Origin of the sequence: Paraburkholderia sp. GAS334 (genome assembly GCF_050436625.1) — a bacterium.
Lineage (GTDB): Bacteria > Pseudomonadota > Gammaproteobacteria > Burkholderiales > Burkholderiaceae > Paraburkholderia.
The window spans coordinates 270,513-289,550 of record NZ_JBNDMO010000007.1; the positions used below are offsets into that span (position 1 = coordinate 270,513).

Here is a 19,038-nt window from a genome sequence, read left to right on the forward strand (position 1 = left end):
ACGTTTGTCGAGGCTGACCGAACGGCCAGGTAAAACCTATTCGCCGACGGGGATCGTCAGCGTTTCCTTGATTTCTTCCATGACGACATAGCTCTTCGACTGAACCGCACCCGGCAGTTGCAGCAGGATGTCGCCGAGCAGCTTCCGGTAGTCGGCCATTTCGCCGATCCGCGCCTTGATCAGATAGTCGAAGTCGCCCGACACCAGATGGCATTCGAGCACCTCCGGAATCTTCTGCACTTCGCGGCGGAACTGGTCGAACATGTTGCCGCTCTTGTGATCGAGTGTGATCTCGACGAACACCAGCAGCGCCGCGCCCAGTTCGGCCGGGTTCACGCGCGCGTAGTAACCCATGATGACGCGATCACGCTCCATGCGCTTGACGCGTTCGATGCACGGCGTCACCGACAGCCCGACCTGCTCCGCCAGGTCTTTCATCGCCATCCGCCCGTCCTGTTGAAGCAGTTTCAGGATGCGGTGATCGAGCTTGTCGAGGGCGCGGATCGGTTGACGTTGTGTTCGCATGGTTTTTCTACTGAAAATCCGAAAAATACAATAACAAAACCTACTAGATGCCCAATAGTATAGCGGTTAACACTGGGTTGACTGCGTAATCCGTCATTAATCGAACATTTCGATGCCGTCAGCCTCTCGACCTTACTGGAGTAGTTATGCGAGTCGTCGTTCTGGGCAGTGGTGTCGTTGGCGTCACGAGCGCGTATTACCTTGCGCGCGCGGGTCACGAAGTGACCGTGATCGATCGTGAGCCCGGTCCTGCGCTCGAGACGAGTTTCGCGAATGCGGGGCAGATTTCTCCCGGTTACGCTGCGCCGTGGGCGGCGCCTGGCGTGCCGCTGAAGGCTGTCAAATGGATGTTCCAGAAGCACGCGCCGCTCGCTATCCGTCTCGACGGCACGCAGTTCCAGTTGAAGTGGATGTGGCAAATGCTGCAGAACTGCACGACTGAGCGCTACGCCGCCAACAAGGGGCGTATGGTTCGCCTCGCCGAATACAGCCGCGACTGTCTGCAGGCGCTTCGCGCCGACACCGGCATCCAGTACGAAGGCCGTACCGGCGGCACGCTGCAACTATTCCGCACGCAACAGCAACTCGACGGCGCCGCGAAAGACATCGCCGTGCTGAAGGATGCGAACGTGCCGTACGAACTGCTGACGCCGGCCGAACTGGCACGCGTCGAACCGGCTCTGGCCGCTACATCGCACAAGCTGACCGGCGGTCTGCGTCTGCCTGGCGACGAAACCGGCGACTGCCAGTTGTTCACCACGCGTCTCGCCGCGATGGCCGAAGAACTCGGCGTCAAATTCCGCTACAACACGCCCATCGATGCGCTCGCGATGGCCAGCGGCCGCATCGCCGGCGTGAAATGTGGCGACGAACTGGTGCTCGCTGACAGCTACGTCGTTGCGCTCGGCTCGTACTCAACGCGCTTCCTCGCCGAGGTCGTGAAGATTCCGGTCTATCCGCTCAAGGGTTATTCGATCACCGCACCGATCGTCGATGCGGCGGCTGCACCCGTGTCGACTGTGCTCGACGAAACCTACAAGATCGCGATTACGCGCTTTGACGACCGCATCCGTGTCGGTGGCATGGCCGAAATCGCGGGCTTCGACAGATCACTGCGTCAGGCGCGTCGCGAAACGCTCGAAACGTGTGTGAACGATCTGTTCCCCGGCGGCGGCGATACGTCGAAGGCGACCTTCTGGACCGGCCTGCGCCCGATGACACCGGACGGCACGCCGATTGTTGGCCGCACGCCGGTGCCGAACCTGTTTCTGAACACGGGACACGGCACGCTCGGCTGGACGATGTCATGCGGCTCGGGTCAACTGCTCGCCGACCTGATCTCCGGCAAGCAGCCGGCGATCCAGTCGGGCGATCTGTCCGTGCATCGCTATCTCGGCGAGACGGGCGGCACGCCTCGTCCGGCCTACGCATAACGGTTTCGCGTGATTGCCGGCGGCCCGCCGGCAACGATTGACGCGGTTCGAAGCGTCGACAGCAAAACGGCGCCTCAGATGAGGCGCCGTTTTGCTTTTGCGGACGTTCAACCCAGGTCACGCGGGCAGAGTCGCGTCGCTATCACCGCGGCAGAATCGCCAGGCGCAATCAGAACTGATCCTCCGACAGCCCCAGCACACCCTCACCGCCCTTCGCCGTCACGATCGACGCTTCCAGCGCCGATGCCAGCGGCAGCACATGCTCGGCAAAGAACTGCGCGGTCGCGATCTTCGCGCCATAGAACGCCGGATCTTCGCCGCGTTTTTCCGCGGCGACGAGCAGCGCACGCGCCATCTGCCAGCCGCCCAGCACAATGCCCGCAAGCTTCAGATACGGCACGCTGCCGGCAAACACCGCATTCGGATCGGTCTTCGTGTTCGCGACGACAAACCCGACCACCGCCGCCAGCGAGCGATGACCCTGCTCCAGATACCGCTTCATCGAACGGAACGCAGGCGCGTCGTGCTGACCCAGCGCTTCGATCGTCTGCGCCACGCCCGCGAGCAGCGCCTTTGCCACCGCGCCGCCATCGCGCACCGTCTTGCGGCCGATCAGGTCATTCGCCTGGATTGCCGTCGTGCCTTCGTAGATCGGCAGGATGCGCGCGTCGCGGTAATACTGCGCGGCGCCCGTTTCCTCGATGAAGCCCATGCCGCCGTGCACCTGCACGCCGAGGCTCGTCACCTCGATCGAGAGCTCCGTGCTCCAGCCCTTCACGACCGGCACGAGGTATTCGTAGATCGCCTGATGCTCCGCACGCTGCGCGGCATCCGGATGACGATGCGCGATGTCGCAATGCGCGGCCGCCACATAGGCGAGTGCGCGCGCGCCTTCGGTGAGCGCGCGCATCGTCGAGAGCATCCGGCGCACGTCCGGATGATGGATGATCGACACCGGCTGCTTCGCGCTGCCGTCCACCGGGCGGCTCTGCACGCGATCCTTCGCATACGCGACCGCCTTCTGGTACGCGCGATCCGACACGCCCACGCCCTGCATGCCGACCGCAAAGCGCGCCGCGTTCATCATGATGAACATGTACTCGAGGCCGCGATTCTCCTCGCCGATCAGGTGACCGGTCGCGCCGCCGTGATCGCCGAACTGCAGCACCGCCGTCGGGCTCGCCTTGATGCCGAGCTTGTGCTCGATCGACACGCAATGCACGTCGTTGCGCTCGCCCAGTGAGCCGTCTTCATTGACGAGGAACTTCGGCACGATGAAGAGTGAAATGCCCTTCACGCCTTCGGGCGCGTCCGGCGTGCGCGCCAGCACGAGATGGGCGATGTTCTTCGCCATGTCATGTTCGCCCCACGTGATGAAGATCTTCGTGCCGAACAGCTTGAACGAGCCGTCGCCCTGCGGTTCGGCGCGCGTGCGCACCAGCGCCAGATCGGAGCCCGCCTGCGGCTCGGTGAGGTTCATCGTGCCCGTCCACTCGCCGGAGATCAGCTTCGGCACGTAGGTCTGTTTCTGCGCTTCGGTGCCGGCGGTGAGCAATGCCTCGATTGCGCCGTCGGTCAGCAGCGGACACAGCGCAAACGACAGGTTCGACGCGTTGAGCATCTCGACGCACGGCGTCGCGATCAGCTTGGGCAAGCCCTGGCCTTCGTAGTCGAGCGGATGCTGCACGCCCTGCCAGCCGCCTTCGCTGAACTGGCGGAAGGCGTCCCTGAAGCCAGGCGTCGCGGTGACATTGCCGTCCTTCCAGGCGCTCGGGTTGCGATCGCCTTCGACGTTCAGCGGCGCGAGCACTTCGCCGCACAGCTTCGCCGATTCTTCGAGGATGGCCTGTGCTGTTTCCAGATTGGCGTCTTCGAAGCCGGGCAACGCGGTGATGTCGTCGAGACCGGCCAGTTCCTTCATCACGAACAGCATGTCTTTGATAGGCGCGTTATACATGTCTGTCTCCTCCTGTCTGCTGTGTGAAAAAGGGGCGCCGGACCACAGGTCCTCGCCCCTTTCGTGTACTGCCAGACGCCTTGTTAAAAGACGCTGTTCATACGTCGTCAGCCAAGCTCGCTCACGAGTTCCGGCACGACCGTGAACAGGTCACCCACCAGACCGTAATCAGCGACGCTAAAAATCGGCGCTTCCGGATCCTTGTTGATCGCCACGATCACCTTCGAGTCCTTCATCCCGGCCAGATGCTGGATCGCGCCCGAGATGCCCACCGCGACGTACAGTTGCGGCGCGACGATCTTGCCGGTCTGGCCGACCTGGTAGTCGTTCGGCACGAAGCCCGCATCGACCGCCGCGCGCGAGGCGCCCAGTGCGGCGTTCAGCTTGTCCGCGAGCGGCTCCAGCACCTTCGTGTAGTTCTCGCCGTTGCCGAGACCGCGGCCACCCGAGACGATGATCTTCGCCGAGGTCAGTTCCGGACGGTCCAGCTTCGTCACTTCACGGCTCACGAATTGCGACAGGCCGCTGTCTGCCGCCGCTTCGATCTTCTCGACCGTTGCGCTGCCGCCTTCTGCCGCCACCGGGTCGAAGCCGGTCGTGCGCACCGTGATCACCTTGATCGCATCTTGTGACTGGACGGTGGCGATGGCGTTGCCTGCGTAGATCGGGCGTTCGAACGTGTCGGCGCTGTCCACTGCGGTGATGTCGCTGATCTGCGCGACGTCCAGCTTCGCGGCGATACGCGGTGCGATGTTCTTGCCGTAGGCGGTGGCCGGCGCGAGGATGTGCGTATAGTCCTTCGCGATGTTCAGCACCGTCGCTTCGACGTTTTCTGCCAGACCCGCTTCGAGTTGTGCAGCATCGGCCAGCAAGACCTTGTTCACGCCGGCGATCTTCGCTGCGGCTTCAGCAGCAGCCTGCGCGTTGTGGCCCGCGACCAGCACGTGAATGTCACCGCCAATCTTCTGTGCGGCTGCGATCGTGTTCAGCGTCGCCGCCTTGATCGATGCACTGTCGTGTTCTGCTATTACCAGATTAACCAGATTCGTCATTTCGTCCGTCTCCGCGTATTCTTCAAAGCACCTTGGCTTCGGTCTTCAGCTTCTCGACCAGCGTCTTCACGTCGGCGACCTTCACGCCGGCGCTGCGCTTGGGCGGCTCGACCACTTTCAGCGTCTTCAGGCGCGGTGTGACGTCGACACCGAGGTCCTCGGGCTTGAGCGTCTCCAGCGGCTTCTTCTTCGCCTTCATGATGTTCGGCAGCGTCACGTAACGCGGCTCGTTCAGGCGCAGGTCGGTGGTCACAACAGCGGGCAGCGTGAGCGACAGCGTTTCCGCACCGCCATCCACTTCGCGCGACACCGTCGCCTTGCCGTCGGCCACCGTCACCTTCGACGCGAACGTGGCCTGCGGCAGACCCGCCAGCGCGGCGAGCATCTGGCCGGTCTGGTTCGAGTCGTCGTCGATCGCCTGCTTGCCGAGGATCACCAGCGAAGGCTGTTCCTTGTCGACCAGTGCCTTCAACAGCTTGGCCACCGCCAGCGGCTGCAGGTCTTCGTTCGACTCGATCAGGATCGCGCGATCCGCGCCGATCGCGAGCGCCGTGCGCAGCGTTTCCTGACATTGCGTCACGCCGCACGACACCGCGATCACTTCCGTCGCCACGCCTGCTTCGCGCAGACGCACCGCTTCTTCCACCGCGATCTCGTCGAACGGATTCATCGACATCTTGACGTTGGCAATGTCGACGCCCGTGCCATCCGACTTCACACGGACCTTCACGTTGTAATCGACCACTCTCTTGACTGGCACCAGGATTTTCATGCACACGCTCCAAAGTTACGAATACGTCAACCCAACGGTCATTATAGCGACTGCCTTCGCGGCACCCGCCCGCGGGCTGCTTGCATCGAGAATATCGCTCCTTCACGGCACGACAGGAATAGCGAACGATCGTTCTATTTTAATCCCGAAAAAACCCGGGCGACAAGCCCGGGTTATGACCTATGTCTCTAATTCCGAGGTTGCACAGGATCGGCACTTGCCTTAACCGCTTGCCGGGTTTGTAGCGCCCACCACGCCAGCAACGCGCCACCCCTCACCACGCCTTACCAGGCGGTGATGACCGCGCCGCCGAACCTGCTGTCGACGAACTGCTTCACTTCCGCCGAGTGGTACGCGGCGACCAGCTTCGCGACCCACGGCTTGTTTTTGTCGGCTTCGCGGATCGCGATGATGTTCACGTACGGACCCTTCGAGTCTTCGATCGCGATCGCGTCCTGCTTCGGCTTCAGGCCGGCTTCCATCGCGAAGTTCGTGTTGATCGCGGCTGCGTCGACGTCGCCAAGCGAACGCGGGATCTGCGCGGCGTCGAGTTCGACGATCTTCAGCTTCTTCGGATTCTCGACGATGTCGAGCGGTGTCGCCTTCAGGCCCGCGTCGGCGCGCAGCTTCAGCAGACCCTGCTTCTGCAGCAGCAGCAATGCACGGCCGCCGTTGGTCGGATCGTTCGGCACCGCGATCTTCGCGCCCGGTTGCAGTTCAGCCAGCGCCTTGATCTTCGTGGAGTAAATTCCCATCGGGTACGTGACCGTGTCGGCGACGCGGATCAGCTTGTAGCCGCGGTCCTTCACCTGCGCCTGCAGATACGGGTCGTGCTGGTAGCTGTTCGCGTCGAGGTCGCCACCGGCGAGCGCCGCGTTCGGCTGCACGTAATCCGAGAACTCGACGATCTTGATGTTCAGGCCGTTCTTCGCAGCAACGGTTTTCACGACTTCCATGATCTGTGCGTGCGGACCACCGGTCACACCGACCTTGATGGTTTCGTCGGCCTGCGCGACGGAAGCCAAAGAAGCAAACAGCGATGCGGCGCCGAGGACGGCCGCGAGCCTGAGAACAAAACGACGTTGCATGACTGACCTTTCTCTTATCTGTATGAGCGGCCTCCCGTGATGGGGAAGCCTTTGTTATTTATGGCTCAACCGACGCACGAGCCAATCCCCGAACGACTGCACCAGTTGCACGAAGACGATGAGGATCACGACGACCGTCACCATGACTTCCGGCAAAAAGCGTTGATACCCATAACGGATGCCCAGATCGCCGAGGCCGCCGCCGCCGATCGCACCGGCCATCGCCGAATAGCCGACCAGCGACACGAACGTGATCGTCAACCCGGCGACGACGCCCGGCAGCGATTCCGGCAACAGCACCTTGAAGACGATCTGGCTGGTCGTCGCGCCCATCGCCTGAGCGGCTTCGATCAAGCCGCGGTCCACTTCGCGCAGCGCGGTTTCGACGAGTCGCGCGATGAACGGCGCCGCGGCGATCGTCAGCGGCACCACAGCCGCGGCCGTCCCGATCGACGAACCGACAATCAGCCGCGTGAACGGAATCACCGCGACCAGCAGGATGATGAACGGCGTCGAACGCACGGCGTTGACGACGACGCCCATCACGCGATTGAAGCCGATATTCTGCAGCACGCCGTTGCGGTCCGTCAGATAGAGCAGCACGCCGAGCGGCAAACCGGCCAGTGCGCCGACGAGTCCGGAAATGCCCACCATCACGAGCGTTTCCCAGAACGACTGCACGAACATATCGAACATTTCACTCAACATACGACAGCTCCTCGACCACCACACTCTGTTCGCGCAGAAACGCGATTGCCTCTGCCACCTTCACCGGTTCGCCACCCGCGAGCACCGCGAGCGAGCCGAACGCCTGCCCCTGGATCTCGTCGATCTGGCCATGCAGGATGTTGAAGTCCAGTTCGTAGCGACGAATCGTCTCCGACAGGATCGGTTGATCGACGCCCGAGCCCGTGAACGCGAGGCGCAGCAGATGACCGCTGCCCGTCTTCAGACGCTCGGCGACGCGCGCCTTCATCGCGGGCGGCAGTTCCTGCGCGATCACATCCCCGATCAACGCGCGCGTGACCTCGTGATGCGGCTGCAGGAAGACATCGATGACCTTGCCCTGTTCGACGACGCGCCCCGCATCCAGCACGGCGACGCGATCGCAGACCTGCTTGATCACGTCCATCTGGTGCGTGATCAGCACGACGGTGAGGCCAAGTTCGCGGTTGATGCGCTTCAGCAGATCGAGAATCGCGCGCGTGGTTTCGGGATCGAGCGCAGACGTGGCTTCGTCGGAGAGCAGCACCTTCGGCTTGCTCGCGAGTGCGCGCGCAATGCCGACGCGCTGCTTCTGTCCGCCGCTGATCTGTGCCGGATAACGGTCCTTCTGCGCCGACAGCCCGACGAGCTCCAGCAGCGGCAACACGGTCAGCTCGATCTCCGCGCGCTTCATGCCGGCGAGTTCGAGCGGCAGCGCGACGTTCTCGTAGACCGTGCGCGACGACAGCAGGTTGAAATGCTGGAAGATCATGCCGATCTCGCGACGCGCCTCGCGCAGTTGCGCGGCGGGCAGCGTCGTGAGGTCACGGCCGTTGACGACGATATTGCCTTCGGTCGGGCGTGTCAGCAGGTTGATGGTGCGCACCAGCGTGCTCTTACCGGCACCGCTGCGGCCGATAATGCCGAACACTTCGCCTGGCGGAATCATCAGATTGACGTTGTGCAGTGCTTCGACCCAGCCTCTGGGCCCCGCGAAACGCTGCGAAATATTGCGTAGTTCGATCATGTAGAAAAACGAAACGGCGGTTCTGTCCGACGAGCGTTTTGCGCTCCGACACCGGGCCGCCGTTGCTTTTATTGGGATTTGGACCGCAATTTTACCGCATCGACGACATTCCCTTTAATAATCAATTCCGATCTTTTCATAACCTGAGAGCATTAGAGGGCCACCCCGCGTACGATGCTCGCGTGCACCAGACGCGTGCGACTATGATCGGTCGGATCAAAATAATGACGGCGGAGACAATGGCGACAGAGACCAGGACGCACGCGAAGCCCTCTTTCGGCGCTCAGGCCGACATCCCGCAAGCGGCGCCGGCAGCCGCCCTGTCGCGTCTGAAGACAGGTAGTGGCGTTGAACTTCCGGTTTATCGATGGTGGGCGTCCGACGGCGCGCCGCGTGCCACCGTGGCGCTGGTCCACGGGCTCGCCGAACATGCCGGACGGTACGCCGCGCTTGCCCGGGCGCTGAACGCCGCGAACATCGAACTGGTCGCAATCGATCTGCGCGGACACGGTATCGCACCGGGCGCACGCGTCTGGGTCAACCGCTTCGACGACTATCTGGATGACACCGATGCGCTGCTTCACGCCGCATCCAGAAATGGCACGCCGCTCTTTCTGATGGGCCACAGCATGGGCGGTGCAATCGCCGCGCTTCACACGATCGAACGCGCGGCGGGTAACGGCCCGAAACTGCGCGGTTTGATCCTGTCGAGCCCGGCGCTTGCCGCCGGCCGCGACGTGCCGCGCTGGATGATCACGCTGAGTCACGTCATCAGTCGCGTCTGGCCGCGCTTTCCAGCGATGAAGATCGATGCATCGCTGCTGTCGCGCGATCCGGCGATCGTCGAGGCAAACCGGAACGATCCACTCGTGCATCACGCTGCGGTGCCGGCGCGCACGGGCGCGGAGATTCTGGATGCGATGGCGCGAATCGAACGCGGCCGCGCGTCGTTGCGTCTGCCGCTACTCGTCTGGCACGGTACCGCTGACAAACTCACCGAACCGCACGGCAGCCGCGATTTCGGCACACATGCCGGCTCGCCCGACAAAACGCTCACTTTCTATGACGACAGCTATCACGAGACGATGAACGATCTCGACCGCGAGCGGGTGATCGGCGCGTTGATCGAGTGGATTCTGGCGCGCGCGGGTTAGCGCCTGACGCCCGTCTCAGATATCAGCCAGCGCGCGCACGTGCGCCACCACGCTGCGACCCAGCGCCGACAGGTTGTACCCACCTTCCAGCGTGCTCACGATGCGCCCTTTCGCGTAACGCCCGGCGATATCCCGGATCTGCTGGGTCAGCCACGCGTAGTCGTCCTCGACGAGGCCCATGTTGCCGAGGTCGTCCTCGCGATGCGCATCGAACCCGGCCGACACGAACAGCATCTCCGGTTTGAACGCATGCAGGCGCGGCAGCCACATCAGGTCGACGGCTTCACGCATGACCATGCCGTTCGTGCGCGCAGAAAGCGGCACGTTGACCATATTCGACGCCTGATTGTCGGCGCCTGTGAACGGATAGAACGGGTGCTGGAAGAAGCTGCACATCAACACGCGCGAGTCGCCGGCGAACGCGGCTTCGGTGCCGTTGCCGTGATGCACGTCGAAGTCGATGATCGCGACGCGCTCAAGGCCATGCACTTCGAGCGCATGCCGCGCGGCAATCGCGACGTTGTTGAAGAAGCAGAAGCCCATCGCACGCGCGGGCTCCGCATGATGGCCCGGCGGGCGCACGCTGCAGAACGCGTTGTCGTAGCGGCCTTCGATAACGGCATCCGTGGCGGCGACCGCTGCACCGGCCGCGCGTAACGCGGCCTGCAACGTATGCGGATTCATCGATGTGTCCGGATCGATCTCCGCGTAACCCGAAGCGGGCGAGCGGCCGCGGATGTAGTCGATATGCGCCTGCGTATGCACGCGCAACAACGCGGCATCGTCGGCGAGCGGCGGCGATTCGCGCTCGATCGCCGTGTCGATACGGCTTGCGATCAGTTGATCTTCGATTGCCTGCAGGCGCGCCGGACATTCGGGATGCCATTGCCCCATTTCGTGCAGCAGACAGTCGTTGTGAGAATAGAAGCCTGTTGCCATGAGTGGGTTCTTCTGCCGCACCGCGTCCGACGCGTGCACGGCATGTCTCCTTCCGTTTGCGCGCGCCACAGATGGCGCGCGTACAGGTATCAAGTTACCACAACGGGTCGCCGCAACGCGCTCTGGCCATGGTTTTGCGAATGCCGTCGGGTATACTGCGCCGAACCCCTTCGCACCGAAACAATCCCTGCCCTATGACCGTCAAGCTTGCCCTGTCTGCACGAAACCGGCTTCGCGTAACGACCGTTGCCACCGCGCTGTCCGTCGCATGCGCGTTCATCGCGATGCCCGCGGCGCTCGCGCAGACCACGCGGGCAAAAGCACCGATGCTGGTGGCGCAGGATTCACCGCAACAGCCGGTGCCGCAGGGGCAAACTTTCGAAGAAGAGATCATTCCGCAACGCTACGCGAACAATCCAAACGTCGATGCGTTCATCAACGACATGGTCGCCCGTTACGATTTCGATCCGGCCACCCTGCACACGCTATTCGCCCATACGAGCTATTCGGCAACTGCCGTGAAACTCGTGACGCCGTCGCCTACGCCGTCGGTGAAAAACTGGCGCGTGTATCAGTCGCGCTTCCTCGATACGGTGCGCATCAACGCAGGCGTGCGCTTCTGGCGCGCGAACCAGGCCACGCTGCAACGCGCGTATGAGCAGTTCGGCGTGCCGCCGGAAGTGATCGTCGGCATCATTGGCGTCGAGACGATTTACGGGCGCTACATGGGCAACTTCCGTGTGCTCGACGCGCTCACCACGCTGACCTTCGATTATCCGAACACGCCGAATCGCGCGGACCGTCAGGCGACGTTCCGCAAGAATCTCGAAGACTACCTGGTCTGGACGCGCGGCGCGCAGATCGATCCGAACTCAGTCCTCGGCTCGTACACAGGCGCGATCGGCATTCCGCAGTTTCTGCCGAGCAGCATCGTGCAATACGCCGTTGACTTCGAGGGCAACAAGCAGATCGATCTGCGTACGAGCCAGGCGGATGCGATCGGCAGCGTCGCAAATTACCTGAAGCAGAATGGCTGGGAAACGGGCCGTCCGGTCGTGTGGAAGATTGCGTCGGACACAGGCAGCCTCGGCGTCGCACAGGCTGCCGCGGACGGTCGACCCGAGCCGCACTGGCCGCTTCAACAGCTGCTGCGCGCGGGCATGCTGATGAACGAGCCGGGCCTCGATATCGCGTCTGAAGCAGGCACGCCAGTCGCCATGGTCGACCTGCCGACGCCGGGTCGCCCGACCGAATACATGCTGGGTCTGAAGAACTTCTACGTGCTCACGCGTTACAACCGCAGCTTCTTCTACGCGCTGGCGGTGTATCAACTTGGCCAGCGGGTCAAGTCGCAGTTGGCGAGTGAGACGACTGCGGGTGCGAACCCGAATGGCATTCCGGGCGCTCCGGCCGCAGCTTCCGATACCGACGCGCAGTGAATATGCCGAGCGCCATACCTCACGCAGCGGAATGAAAAAGCGCCGGCTAGCCCGGCGCTTTTCTGTTGATGCTCACCGGAGAGCGTCTACGATCACGCCGGAAACACACCCGTCGACAGGTAACGGTCACCACGATCGCACACAACGAACACGATCGTCGCGTTTTCAACCTGGCGTGCGACACGTAATGCGACTTCGCAAGCGCCCGCCGACGAGATGCCGCAGAAGATGCCTTCCACGGCTGCCATGCGCCGCGCCATCGCTTCCGACGCCGCCTGGCTCACGTTCTCGACACGATCCACGCGGCTGCGATCAAAGATTTTCGGCAGATAGGCTTCTGGCCATTTGCGGATGCCCGGAATGCGCGACCCTTCTTCTGGCTGCGCACCGATGATCTCGATCGCCTGATTCTTTTCCTTCAGATACTGCGACACGCCCATGATCGTGCCGGTCGTGCCCATCGCCGAGACGAAGTGCGTGATGCGACCTTCGGTATCGTTCCAGATTTCCGGACCGGTCGTTTCGTAGTGAGCGAGCGGATTGTCAGGATTGGCGAACTGGTCAAGGATCGTACCTTTGCCTTCGCGCTGCATCTGCTCAGCTAGGTCACGCGCGTATTCCATGCCGCCCGTGACGGGTGTCAGCACGATTTCCGCGCCATAAGCCGCCATGCTCTGACGCCGTTCGACCGACAGGTCTTCCGGCATGATCAGCACCATCCTGTAGCCACGGATCGCTGCCGCCATCGCCAGCGCGATGCCGGTATTGCCGCTCGTCGCCTCGATCAGCGTATCGCCCGGCTTGATGCGGCCGCGCTCTTCCGCTTTCTTGATCATCGACAGCGCCGGACGGTCCTTCACCGAACCAGCCGGATTATTGCCTTCGAGCTTGCCGAGAATCACGTTGTTGCGGCTACGGATTTCGTCGTCCGGAAGGCGGACAAGCTGAACGAGCGGCGTGTTGCCGATCGTGTCTTCAATTGTTTTGTAAGCCATATCGAATGCCCGGGAAGCGATGTGCAGAATCTATCGATTCTAAACCACCAAGCCCTCGCCTGCCGTGCGGCCCTGCTGGCCGTGTGGACGCGTGCGTTTCAACCATGGCCGGTGTGCGGCGTGCGGTGCGCTGAAAAAGCCCCGCGGAGTGAACCGCGGGAGCCAGTCATCTGAGTGACGGCTGAAGGAGTGTTACTCCGTGCTTCACACCAGAACAGGACGCTTAAAACAGAGGGCGGCCGCGTGCGCATGCACATGGCCGCCTGCATCAGGCTATTTCTTCACCGCCACGGTAGTCGTGCTGTCCTTCTTCCCGTTCGCAGTGCCACCCGCGCCAGCAGCGGCCGGCGCGGATTTGCCATTCGCGGAAGCGGTAGTCTGCGCACCGGCCGGGCCGACTGCCAGGCCTTCACCCTGAAGCCGTTCGACCGTATGACCACCCATGCCCTTCACACGCTTGCCGAGATCGGCGGCGTCCTTGAATGGGCCATGCGCGGTACGTTCGTCGAGAATGGCTTTCGCGCGTGCCGGACCGATGCCCTTGATACCGCGCAACGCATCTTCATTCGCAGTGTTGACGTCGACCGATGCGAATGCGTGACCACGAGGCGAGCAGTGCCGCCAGAACCAGCAATTTTTTGAACATATGGAATCTCCCTTGAACAACCGGCCGGCGACTGCCGCCGACCAGGAGACTCCAGTGTATTGACGCGTGCGAAGGCTTTAAAGCTGGCCGAACAGCCAACGTACGTAGCGATCGACACCTTCCTGCACGCTCAGGAACGGCGCGTCGTAACCAGCCGTACGCAGCTTCGTGAGATCGGCCTGCGTGAAGCACTGGTACTTGCCGCGCAGCGCATCGGGGAACGGAATGTATTCGATCAGCCCGCGCTGCACCTGCTCCGCGAGCGAAAGCGCCGGTTCGTTATTCAACGCGCGCAACGTGTTGACGACCGTCGAAGCAATATCGTTGAACGGCTGCGCCCGGCCGCTGCCGAGATTGAAGATGCCCGACTTCTCAGGGTGATCGAAGAAGAACAGGTTGACCTTCACAACGTCTTCAACCGAGACAAAATCGCGCGTCTGCTCGCCCGGGTTATACCCGTTGTACTCGCCGAACAGCTTGACCTTGCCTTCCGAGCGGAACTGGTTGAAATTGTGGAACGCGACCGACGCCATCCGCGCCTTGTGCGTCTCGCGCTGGCCATACACGTTGAAGTAACGGAAGCCGGCGATCTGGCTTTTCGCCGTCGGCAACACGCGACGGATCAACTGATCGAACAGGAATTTTGAATAGCCGTAGACGTTCAGCGGCTTCTCCACTTCGCGCTCTTCGACGAAGCGGTTCGATCCACCATAAGTGGCCGCCGACGACGCGTACAGAAACTGCGCGCCCTGTGCCTGGCAGGCGTCGAGCACCGCGCGGCTATAGCGGAAATTGTTGTCCATCATGTAGCGGCCATCGGTTTCCATCGTGTCCGAACAGGCGCCTTCGTGGAACACCGCGCGCACCTTGCCGAAGTCGCCGCGTGTAAAGCGTTCGACGAATTCGGTCTTGTCCAGGTAGTCGTCGATTTCGCAATCCACGAGGTTCTTGAACTTGTCGGCGCGCGTGAGGTTATCGACGGCGATGATGCGTTGTTCGCCGCGATCGTTGAGCGCCTTGACGAGATTGCTGCCGATAAAACCGGCCGCGCCGGTGACGATGAGGGTCATGGTCGTCCTGCGGTAATGAGGTTCAGCCTGCGCAAACTGCCGCCCGTATCGGGAGAAAACACGACGGGACGGCAGTACGCGACATTATTGAAAGAGTTCGTCGTAGTCGACGGTAGCGGTGCCGAGTTTGCCGACCACGATGCCGGCTGCGCGGTTCGCAAGCCCGACGGCTTCGACGAGCGACAGGCCGGCGCCGAGCATCACGGCGAGCGTGGCGATCACGGTGTCGCCCGCACCCGAGACATCATACACTTCGCGTGCAACGGCCGAAGCGTGCAGCACGCCCTCGTCCGAGAAGAGCGTCATGCCCTCCTCCGAGCGCGTCAGCAACAACGCCTTGAAGTCCAGCGACGCACGCAGGTTTGCCACGCGGGCATGCAGGTCTTCTTCCGATTTCCACTGCCCGACCACCTCGCGCAACTCCGCGCGATTCGGCGTGATCAGCGTAGCGCCGCGATAGCGCTCCCAGTCGTCGCCCTTCGGATCGACCAGCACGGGTTTGCCGGCCGCGTGCGCGTGCGCGATCATTTGCGTCACGTGCGTGAGACCGCCCTTCGCGTAATCCGACATCAGGATCACGTCGTGCGATGGCAGCAGTTCGTCGAAACGCGCGAGGCCGGCAAGCAGGATCTCATGCGCCGGCGTGTTCTCGAAGTCGACGCGCAGCAACTGCTGCTGGCGTGACAGCACGCGCAACTTGATCGTGGTCAGCAACGCAGGATCGCGTTCCAGATGAGCGACCACGCCGCTATCGTGCAGCATCTGCACCACGCGCTCGCCTGGCTCGTCGTGACCGACCACACACAGCAGGCCTGTCTGCGCACCCAGAGCGACCGCGTTGCGCGCGACGTTCGCCGCGCCGCCCAGACGGTCTTCCTGCTTCTGCACATGCACAACAGGAACCGGCGCTTCGGGCGAAATGCGATTGACGTCGCCGAACCAGTAACGGTCCAGCATCACATCGCCGACGACGAGCACGCGCGCACCCGCCAGCCGGGCGCGCGGCACGACGCCGACGTCGGGAATGGGCATGGCGTGCTCAGGCATCGGCTGAGGCGTTGACCGGAGATTCGGTAAGTTCGGCATGCGGACGTCCAATCGAGTGATAGTCGATACCGAGTTCGGTCATCGCTTCGGGTTCATACAGGTTGCGGCCATCGAAAATCAACGGCGACTTGAGCACCGCTTTCAGATGGACAAAATCCGGGCTCTTGAACTCCTTCCACTCGGTGACGATCAGGAGCGCGTCCGCGCCGGTAAGCGTCTCGTCCTGCGTCGCCGCGAAGTGCAGGCGCGCCAGTTGCGCCGGTTCATGACCGAGATCGAGGTTGAAGACGCGACGTGCTTCGTCGACCGCGACCGGATCGTACGCGCGCACGTTCGCGCCGCGTGCGAGCAGATCGGCGATCACGCGACGGCTCGGCGCCTCGCGCATGTCGTCGGTGTTCGGCTTGAAGGCCAGACCCCAGACGGCGAACGTGCGGCCCGTCAGATCGTCGCCGAGCATCTTCGTGACCTTGCGCACGAGCACTTCCTTCTGCTCGTGATTCACTTCCTCGACCGCTTCGAGAATGCGCAACCCAGGGCCCGTCTCGGCCGCTGTGCGAATCAGCGCCTGCACGTCCTTCGGGAAGCACGAACCGCCGTATCCGCAACCGGCGTAGAGGAAGTGATAGCCGATGCGCGGGTCCGAACCGATCCCGCGACGCACCGCTTCAATATCCGCACCGACGCGGTCAGCCAGGTTCGCCATTTCGTTCATGAACGAGATGCGTGTCGCCAGCATCGCATTGGCTGCGTACTTCGTAAACTCGGCCGAACGGACATCCATGTACAGCGTGCGTTCGTGATTACGGTTGAACGGCGCGTACAGACGCTTCATCTTTTCGCGCGCACGCATGCCGGCTTCATCGTCGTCGCTGCCGAGCACGATGCGGTCGGGCCGCATGAAGTCGTCGACGGCCGCGCCTTCCTTCAGGAATTCGGGATTCGAGACCACCGAGAATTGATGCTGCGGGGTGCCTGCAAGGCCGCGTTTCGTGAGTTCTTCGTTGATCACTTCCTGCACGCGCTGCGCCGTGCCGACCGGCACCGTCGATTTATCGACGATCACCTTGTAGCTGGTCATGTAACGGCCGATATTGCGCGCTGCTTCAAGCACGTATTGCAGATCCGCTGAACCGTCTTCGTCAGGCGGCGTACCGACCGCGATGAACTGCACTTCGCCGTGCGCGACGCTCGCCTCGACGTCCGTCGAAAACTGGATGCGGCCAGCCGCGCGCGTGCGTGCGATGATTTCCTGCAGGCCCGGCTCGTGAATCGGCACACCGCCGCCATTGAGGATGTCGATCTTGCGTTGATCGACATCGAGACAAAAGACATCGTTGCCGATTTCGGCGAGGCACGCGCCCGTGACAAGGCCAACGTAGCCTGTGCCGATAATGGTAATTTTCATACGCGCTCCGGTAATGGTTTCCGGTGATGGATCCGGCTTGCGAATCCGGTTGTTACGGTTGGCGCGGAACGCCGTTCAGGCAATCACGCAGCGAAGACGATGCCAACGTGACATGTGCGCACGGCGCTTCGCGCCTGCGCCCGATGGCAATCGCCCCGTCGAAATACCCGCGCCAGTTTCTCAGTTCGATGCGGCGATCGGCTCGACCCGGCGCGGCGCGTAGGTTTCCCAACCGCTGCAGCCAGGGCACTGCCAGTAGAAAAGGCGCGCCCGGAACCCGCAATTCTGGCATGTGTAGCGCGGAAGGTTTTTCGTGCGCTGCCTGATCAACGTGCGCATCAACTCCAGTTCACTACGGCGCGGCTCCTCGGCGGCTGCCTGCTGTGCCTCGAGCAGACGCGTCATGCCCGCCAGATTCGGCGACTTCTGCATCTGCGCGCGCGCGAGCGCATGCGCAGCCTCGGGTCCACGCAACGCTGCGACGTGCTGATACGCAACGTCGAGCAGATCATTCGACGGATAGCGATCAATCCACGTGGTCAGAAGATCCGCGCCTTCTTCCCCCCGACCCAGCGCCTGATACGCCTTCAGCAGCTTTTCGGCGACGAGCGGCAGATACGCCGGATTCTGCTCTTCGACGCGCAGCCACTGCGCGATCGCCGCCTCCTGCGCGCCGCCCGCGGCATCGACGTCGCCAAAGAGGATCGTCGCCCGCACGCTCTGCGGATTCGCCTTCAGCGCGAGGCCAAGCTGACGACGCGCCTCGTCCGGATTCTTCTGCTGCAGCGCTTCCTGGGCCAGCTCGCAGTGAAACTGCGCGACTTCCTTTTCGAGCGACTCCGAACCCATCGTTTCAAGCTGACGCGCCGTATCGATCGACTTGTTCCAGTCCTTTTCGATCTCGTAGATCGTGAGAAGCGCGCGCTGTGCGCCGATCGCATAATCACCCACCTTCAGTGAGCGAAATGTTTCTTCGGCGCGATCGAGCAGTCCCGCTTTGAGGAAATCCTGTCCCAACTCGAAGAGCGCGTGGTCACGTTCGGTGACAGGCAGATCCGCGCGACTCAACAGATTCTGATGCACGCGAATCGCGCGATCTGTCTCGCCGCGACGCCTAAACAGATTACCCAACGCGAAATGCAGTTCGATGGTTTCAGGGTCGAGCTTGACGACCTCGATGAACGCATCGATGGCCTGATCCGGTTGCTCGTTCAGGAGGAAATTCAGGCCGCGAAAATACGAACGCGGCAGATTGGCGCTTTCAGACAGCAGCGTCTTGAGGTCGTAGCGCGCCGCCATCCAGCCGAGCGCGAACGCGACGGGAACGGCGAGCAGCCACCAGAAATCCAGATCCATGCGAGTTGTTCGGAAGTGTTCGGAAGTGGGAATCGAACGCCGACGTGCGCAAACCGGGCACGCGGCAGGAAGAAAGCTAGATCAGCGGCGGCAGCGGCGGCTCTTCGACAGCCACCGGTGTCTCGCGCGCGACGCGCAGTTCACGTTTCAGACGACCGTTTTCGAGCCGCAGGCGGAACATGGCCGGCATCGATGAAAGCAGGCCAGCCAGCAGACCCACGACGAAGAAGGCCAGCCCGATGAGGATGAGCGGCGCCTGCCACGAATAACCGGCAAGGAAATTCAGCGTGGCGGGTTGCACATTGGCGAACGCGAGTACCAGCAGCAGCACGAACACCAGAACGCGGATCAACCAGACGATAAATTTCATGAATGGGTCTCTAGACGGCAATTGCGGATGACGCCGGCTTGATGACGCGTCGCGC

Annotated in this window: 17 protein-coding genes and 1 pseudogene; 3 read left to right on the forward strand and 15 right to left on the reverse strand. The window is 62.4% G+C overall.

Annotated features, from left to right (window positions below; all coding sequences use genetic code 11):
* Nucleotides 1-36: 36 nt before the first annotated feature.
* Nucleotides 37-525 (reverse strand): Lrp/AsnC ligand binding domain-containing protein, encoded by a 489-nt coding sequence (locus tag P3T21_RS15925; protein WP_429256876.1) that lies wholly within the window; start codon nucleotides 523-525, stop codon nucleotides 37-39.
* A gap of 146 nt (nucleotides 526-671) precedes the next feature.
* Between P3T21_RS15925 and P3T21_RS15930 the strand changes: the two genes are divergently transcribed.
* The gene (locus P3T21_RS15930; RefSeq protein ID WP_429256877.1) at nucleotides 672-1,958 is read left to right on the forward strand and encodes a D-amino acid dehydrogenase; all 1,287 of its coding nucleotides are present in this window, start codon (nucleotides 672-674) and stop codon (nucleotides 1,956-1,958) included.
* A 169-nt stretch (nucleotides 1,959-2,127) separates the two neighbouring features.
* Here P3T21_RS15930 and P3T21_RS15935 read toward each other — a convergent pair whose 3' ends face one another.
* The 6 genes from P3T21_RS15935 to P3T21_RS15960 form a co-directional block, all read right to left on the reverse strand.
* A complete protein-coding gene (locus P3T21_RS15935) occupies nucleotides 2,128-3,915 on the reverse strand; it encodes an acyl-CoA dehydrogenase (protein WP_429256878.1) in 1,788 nt (595 codons plus the stop codon).
* A gap of 107 nt (nucleotides 3,916-4,022) precedes the next feature.
* Nucleotides 4,023-4,958 carry an electron transfer flavoprotein subunit alpha/FixB family protein gene (locus tag P3T21_RS15940; RefSeq protein ID WP_429256947.1) on the reverse strand — a complete coding sequence of 312 codons (936 nt, stop codon included), beginning with the start codon at nucleotides 4,956-4,958 and terminating at the stop codon, nucleotides 4,023-4,025.
* Between the two features lie 31 nt (nucleotides 4,959-4,989).
* Nucleotides 4,990-5,739 carry an electron transfer flavoprotein subunit beta/FixA family protein gene (locus tag P3T21_RS15945; protein ID WP_429256879.1) on the reverse strand — a complete coding sequence of 250 codons (750 nt, stop codon included), beginning with the start codon at nucleotides 5,737-5,739 and terminating at the stop codon, nucleotides 4,990-4,992.
* Between the two features lie 284 nt (nucleotides 5,740-6,023).
* Nucleotides 6,024-6,827, reverse strand: coding sequence for a MetQ/NlpA family ABC transporter substrate-binding protein (locus P3T21_RS15950; protein WP_429256880.1), 804 nt, complete (start codon nucleotides 6,825-6,827; stop codon nucleotides 6,024-6,026).
* 54 nt (nucleotides 6,828-6,881) lie between these two features.
* On the reverse strand, nucleotides 6,882-7,535 hold the full coding sequence (locus tag P3T21_RS15955) for a methionine ABC transporter permease (protein WP_429256881.1): 654 nt from the start codon (nucleotides 7,533-7,535) through the stop codon (nucleotides 6,882-6,884).
* Nucleotides 7,525-8,559, reverse strand: coding sequence for a methionine ABC transporter ATP-binding protein (locus P3T21_RS15960; protein ID WP_429256882.1), 1,035 nt, complete (start codon nucleotides 8,557-8,559; stop codon nucleotides 7,525-7,527). Before P3T21_RS15960 ends, P3T21_RS15955 begins: the two co-directional genes overlap by 11 nt.
* Before the next feature lie 224 nt (nucleotides 8,560-8,783).
* Here P3T21_RS15960 and P3T21_RS15965 point away from each other — a divergent pair, with 224 nt between their 5' ends.
* Complete coding sequence (locus P3T21_RS15965; protein ID WP_429256883.1) at nucleotides 8,784-9,713, forward strand: lysophospholipase; 930 nt, start codon at nucleotides 8,784-8,786, stop codon at nucleotides 9,711-9,713.
* A 15-nt stretch (nucleotides 9,714-9,728) separates the two neighbouring features.
* On the opposite strand, the gene P3T21_RS15970 is transcribed toward P3T21_RS15965, so the two are convergent.
* Nucleotides 9,729-10,652, reverse strand: a complete 924-nt coding sequence (locus P3T21_RS15970) for a histone deacetylase family protein (RefSeq protein ID WP_429256948.1) — start codon at nucleotides 10,650-10,652, stop codon at nucleotides 9,729-9,731.
* Nucleotides 10,653-10,846: 194 nt separating this feature from the next.
* Here P3T21_RS15970 and mltB point away from each other — a divergent pair, with 194 nt between their 5' ends.
* Nucleotides 10,847-12,091: a lytic murein transglycosylase B gene (mltB, locus tag P3T21_RS15975; protein ID WP_429256884.1), complete on the forward strand. Its 1,245-nt coding sequence runs from the start codon at nucleotides 10,847-10,849 to the stop codon at nucleotides 12,089-12,091.
* 92 nt (nucleotides 12,092-12,183) lie between these two features.
* Here the strand turns inward: mltB and cysM are convergent, their stop codons facing one another.
* From cysM to P3T21_RS16010, 7 genes and pseudogenes are all read right to left on the reverse strand, one after another.
* Nucleotides 12,184-13,086: a cysteine synthase CysM gene (gene cysM / locus P3T21_RS15980; RefSeq protein WP_429256885.1), complete on the reverse strand. Its 903-nt coding sequence runs from the start codon at nucleotides 13,084-13,086 to the stop codon at nucleotides 12,184-12,186.
* A gap of 273 nt (nucleotides 13,087-13,359) precedes the next feature.
* Nucleotides 13,360-13,732 (reverse strand): annotated as a pseudogene (locus P3T21_RS15985) (ComEA family DNA-binding protein).
* 77 nt (nucleotides 13,733-13,809) lie between these two features.
* Entirely contained in the window at nucleotides 13,810-14,802 is a 993-nt protein-coding gene (gene rfaD / locus P3T21_RS15990; RefSeq protein ID WP_429256886.1) for an ADP-glyceromanno-heptose 6-epimerase, read from the reverse strand.
* An 84-nt stretch (nucleotides 14,803-14,886) separates the two neighbouring features.
* Nucleotides 14,887-15,888, reverse strand: coding sequence for a D-glycero-beta-D-manno-heptose-7-phosphate kinase (gene rfaE1 / locus P3T21_RS15995; RefSeq protein ID WP_429256887.1), 1,002 nt, complete (start codon nucleotides 15,886-15,888; stop codon nucleotides 14,887-14,889).
* Nucleotides 15,842-17,257 carry a UDP-glucose dehydrogenase family protein gene (locus P3T21_RS16000; RefSeq protein ID WP_429256888.1) on the reverse strand — a complete coding sequence of 472 codons (1,416 nt, stop codon included), beginning with the start codon at nucleotides 17,255-17,257 and terminating at the stop codon, nucleotides 15,842-15,844. The genes rfaE1 and P3T21_RS16000 overlap by 47 nt, the downstream gene beginning before the upstream one ends.
* A gap of 180 nt (nucleotides 17,258-17,437) precedes the next feature.
* On the reverse strand, nucleotides 17,438-18,613 hold the full coding sequence (gene lapB / locus P3T21_RS16005) for a lipopolysaccharide assembly protein LapB (protein WP_429256889.1): 1,176 nt from the start codon (nucleotides 18,611-18,613) through the stop codon (nucleotides 17,438-17,440).
* A 76-nt stretch (nucleotides 18,614-18,689) separates the two neighbouring features.
* Nucleotides 18,690-18,983, reverse strand: a complete 294-nt coding sequence (locus P3T21_RS16010; protein WP_429256890.1) for a LapA family protein — start codon at nucleotides 18,981-18,983, stop codon at nucleotides 18,690-18,692.
* Between the last annotated feature and the right edge of the window lie 55 nt (nucleotides 18,984-19,038).

Coding starts and splice junctions, on each gene's coding strand:
- P3T21_RS15925 (WP_429256876.1), bottom strand. CDS start 525: ATGCGAACACAACGTCAACCGATCCGCGCCCTCGACAAGCTCGATCAC.
- P3T21_RS15930 (WP_429256877.1), top strand. CDS start 672: ATGCGAGTCGTCGTTCTGGGCAGTGGTGTCGTTGGCGTCACGAGCGCG.
- P3T21_RS15935 (WP_429256878.1), bottom strand. CDS start 3,915: ATGTATAACGCGCCTATCAAAGACATGCTGTTCGTGATGAAGGAACTG.
- P3T21_RS15945 (WP_429256879.1), bottom strand. CDS start 5,739: ATGAAAATCCTGGTGCCAGTCAAGAGAGTGGTCGATTACAACGTGAAG.
- P3T21_RS15950 (WP_429256880.1), bottom strand. CDS start 6,827: ATGCAACGTCGTTTTGTTCTCAGGCTCGCGGCCGTCCTCGGCGCCGCA.
- P3T21_RS15955 (WP_429256881.1), bottom strand. CDS start 7,535: ATGTTGAGTGAAATGTTCGATATGTTCGTGCAGTCGTTCTGGGAAACG.
- P3T21_RS15960 (WP_429256882.1), bottom strand. CDS start 8,559: ATGATCGAACTACGCAATATTTCGCAGCGTTTCGCGGGGCCCAGAGGC.
- P3T21_RS15965 (WP_429256883.1), top strand. CDS start 8,784: ATGACGGCGGAGACAATGGCGACAGAGACCAGGACGCACGCGAAGCCC.
- P3T21_RS15970 (WP_429256948.1), bottom strand. CDS start 10,652: ATGGCAACAGGCTTCTATTCTCACAACGACTGTCTGCTGCACGAAATG.
- mltB (WP_429256884.1), top strand. CDS start 10,847: ATGACCGTCAAGCTTGCCCTGTCTGCACGAAACCGGCTTCGCGTAACG.
- cysM (WP_429256885.1), bottom strand. CDS start 13,086: ATGGCTTACAAAACAATTGAAGACACGATCGGCAACACGCCGCTCGTT.
- rfaD (WP_429256886.1), bottom strand. CDS start 14,802: ATGACCCTCATCGTCACCGGCGCGGCCGGTTTTATCGGCAGCAATCTC.
- rfaE1 (WP_429256887.1), bottom strand. CDS start 15,888: ATGCCGAACTTACCGAATCTCCGGTCAACGCCTCAGCCGATGCCTGAG.
- P3T21_RS16000 (WP_429256888.1), bottom strand. CDS start 17,257: ATGAAAATTACCATTATCGGCACAGGCTACGTTGGCCTTGTCACGGGC.
- lapB (WP_429256889.1), bottom strand. CDS start 18,613: ATGGATCTGGATTTCTGGTGGCTGCTCGCCGTTCCCGTCGCGTTCGCG.
- P3T21_RS16010 (WP_429256890.1), bottom strand. CDS start 18,983: ATGAAATTTATCGTCTGGTTGATCCGCGTTCTGGTGTTCGTGCTGCTG.